Below are 2,749 nucleotides of genomic sequence, written 5' to 3'. Positions count from 1 at the left end.
CGGCAGCGCCGCCAGTTGCGCGAACGACACCCGCTTGCGGCGGCTGCGCGCAGGCTCGATCGCCCAGTTCAGCACCAGCGCATTCAGCGGGCGGCCGAGTTCGTCGCGCAACTGCGGCACGTCCAGTTCAGCCGGCAGCATGCTCATTTCGTGCAGCCGACGCTCGGCTGTGCGTTTGCTATACGCCCGGCCCTGGCTGCACAGCTGCGCGTGGGCAAGCTCGGTATTCCATATCGACTCGGCGTCGAGCCCCGCAAGGTCGGTCTTGTCCATGCGTCGCAATTCGGGCGGAATGCCCGTCCGAACTGAAAAAATTGGCATCACGCCATGATGATGCCGATTGGCGCTTTTCAAAACAGCAAACTGCGACAGATTCTGGCGTCTGATCCGCCCTTCCGCCGCCGCAGCGGCGATCTGCCGCACGATCTACGCGACCCGCGCAACCTTGCCGCGCGCTTCCTGAGACGAGCCACCCGTGCGCTCGACGGGTTCGGCACCGCTGCCCACCCGTTCCACGGCCCGGCTGATCAGCTCCCGAATTTCCTTCGTGGCGCTGCCACTGCGCTGAGCGAGCGCGCTCACTTCGCTCGCCACACGGCGACGCCGCGCCCCTCGTCGCCAGCGCGCGCCGCTTCCACGGCGGCGTTAAGCGCGAGAATGTTGGCCTGGAACGCAGTCCCTTCGATGACTGCAATGATCTCCGCCATCTTGTGCGACTCGGCTGAGATCTCGCACATTGTGAAGACGACCTGCTCCGCCGTCTCGCCGCCACGCTCGACCACCTCGGTCGCGCTCACCGCCCGCTCGGTCGCGGTCCTTGCATTTTCGGCGGTCCGGTGCACCATCGAAGTAATCTCCTCCACACTCGCCACTGTCTCCTTCAGCGAGGCCGCCTGATTTTCGGCGCACGTCGAGAGATCGGCATTGCCGTGCGCGATCTTGTGGGCCCCGTTCGCCACGTTGTCGACGGCATCCTTGATCTGACGAATGGTGCCCGTCAGCGCGTCGCCCGTGCGCCAGATCACGTGAACGAGGCTCGACGAGTCGTTGCCGCGCACCTCGATCGCGACGGAAAGATTGGTGGAAAGACTGGAAGGAAGCCCATCAGGGGGACACCGCAGCGCGCTACGCGTTGGTCGTGTCGCTCAAGGTCGCTGAGAGCATTGACGCCGACATCTACACCCTATTGCAACCATCATCGCGCCGGAAACTGTCATCGATATCGACGTGGACGGCGGCGAGGACTTACTGTAACCGGGTGATGCTTTCGTTGCGTCCCGCGCCGCAGTGTCAAAGCCCTCGATTGATTAAGAGCGGGGTCACAGGAGCCCGGCGCCCGAAGGAAGAACGTCGCGCGGAACTTGCAGAGTTGATTCGCGGAGGTCGCTTGAGCAGTGCTAGCGAAGCGGCGAAGACAATCGGGGTCTCGCGCAAACTCTTTCGAAAAAACTTTCCAACCGAAAACACTCTCGTGATTCAGTAAAGTCGAGCGCTCGCGACGGCTCTCCGAAACGAGGCAAATGCTTCTTACGACCAACGTTATCTAGCTGAACACAATGCGCTCCGAGAAGCCGGAATCTATCGCGCTCGAAGGCGGGCGGTCGAGCGAATGCGTGGGAAGGTCAAAAATGTGGGAAGACACCGGGATGCGCAAAGGGCCCAATTGAAAGCTCATGCTTTTACAGGAGTGCAGCTGGCGAGGCGTGAGGCAGGCTGCCGGGCGGTCCAAGTAGCGGACAACCGGAGAAAAGAGTCTAACGCGGGATTTTTTTGGGCTACTCGTACTACCTACAGATGTCGTTTACGACATTTGTAGGGTAACGACACAGGATTTCGGGGGACTTCTGCGGAAATGGGGATGGTGCGCCCGGCTGGGATCGAACCAGCAACCCCTGCCTTCGGAGGGCAGTACTCTATCCATTGAGCTACGGGCGCTTCAACACGAAAGCGCTACGAAAGCAGCGCTAAAGCGAGACCGAGAGGATACCCGGTTTCGGCTTGCCCGTCCACCGAGCGGCCTCCACAGGGCCATCCCGCGCTAGCGACCCATGGCAGCAACCCGCCGCCGATTCGGGTAAACGCCCGCTGAAGACTCCCCGCCCAGGCTCGCCGCCGCTGAAACGTTGCGTCTATAATCGTCCGTGCTAATAAAGAAAAGGTCGTTGCCGTCACGCTGTACCGCTCACAATACCCACGGGAGACGAGACAAGCATGAGCGAAGCACCACAACACGAAGCCCCAATCAAAACCCCCGCACAACTCATTGCTGCGATCATCGCTGGTTTTGCTGTCCCCATCGTCATCATTGTCCTGCTCGCGATTTACGCGGATAACTCAACCCGCACTGGCGCCGGCACGGACAGCCTTTCCGACGCCGAGGTCAGCGCGCGCATCGCGCCGCTCGCCCAGGTCGACATCCGTGACGCCAATGCACCCCGCGTCTACAAGACCGGCGAGGAAGTTTACAAAGCAGTCTGCTCGGCCTGCCACGCCACCGGGGCGGCAGGGGCGCCGAAATTCACTAACTCCGCCGACTGGGCGCCGCGCATCGCGCAGGGCTTCGATACGCTTTGGCATACCGCATTGAGCGGCAAGGGCGCGATGCCCCCGCGTGGCGGTACCAGCCCTGACGACTATAGCGATTACGAGATCGCTCGCGCCGTCGTCTACATGGCCAACAATTCCGGCGGGACGTTCCCCGAACCGCCGGTGCCAAGCGCAGCACAAGCGGCTTCGGGTGCCACGGCGG

The 2,749-nt window shown here is 62.2% G+C and carries 3 protein-coding genes, 1 tRNA gene and 1 pseudogene; 1 reads left to right on the top strand and 4 read right to left on the bottom strand.

The genetic code is table 11. From position 1 onward, the window contains the following. The 4 genes and pseudogenes from WCA85_RS01055 to WCA85_RS01040 all read right to left on the bottom strand — a co-directional run. Window positions 1-273 (bottom strand): annotated as a pseudogene (locus WCA85_RS01055) (sulfate adenylyltransferase subunit CysD); the annotation flags it as partial. 153 nt (window positions 274-426) lie between these two features. Next, complete coding sequence (locus tag WCA85_RS01050; RefSeq protein WP_424061158.1) at window positions 427-582, bottom strand: hypothetical protein; 156 nt, start codon at window positions 580-582, stop codon at window positions 427-429. Continuing rightward, window positions 579-1,058 (bottom strand): methyl-accepting chemotaxis protein, encoded by a 480-nt coding sequence (locus WCA85_RS01045; RefSeq protein ID WP_424061157.1) that lies wholly within the window; start codon window positions 1,056-1,058, stop codon window positions 579-581. Before WCA85_RS01045 ends, WCA85_RS01050 begins: the two co-directional genes overlap by 4 nt. A gap of 801 nt (window positions 1,059-1,859) precedes the next feature. Next, window positions 1,860-1,935, bottom strand: a tRNA-Arg gene (locus WCA85_RS01040). Window positions 1,936-2,211: 276 nt separating this feature from the next. Here WCA85_RS01040 and WCA85_RS01035 point away from each other — a divergent pair. Next, a partial coding sequence (locus WCA85_RS01035; protein ID WP_424061155.1) for a c-type cytochrome occupies window positions 2,212-2,749 on the top strand: 538 nt, incomplete at its 3' end.

It is taken from the genome of Paraburkholderia sp. (genome assembly GCF_049581445.1).
Lineage (GTDB): Bacteria > Pseudomonadota > Gammaproteobacteria > Burkholderiales > Burkholderiaceae > Paraburkholderia.
The sequence above is the reverse complement of the archived record's forward strand: the minus strand, read 5'-3'. Positions and strand labels throughout refer to the sequence as shown.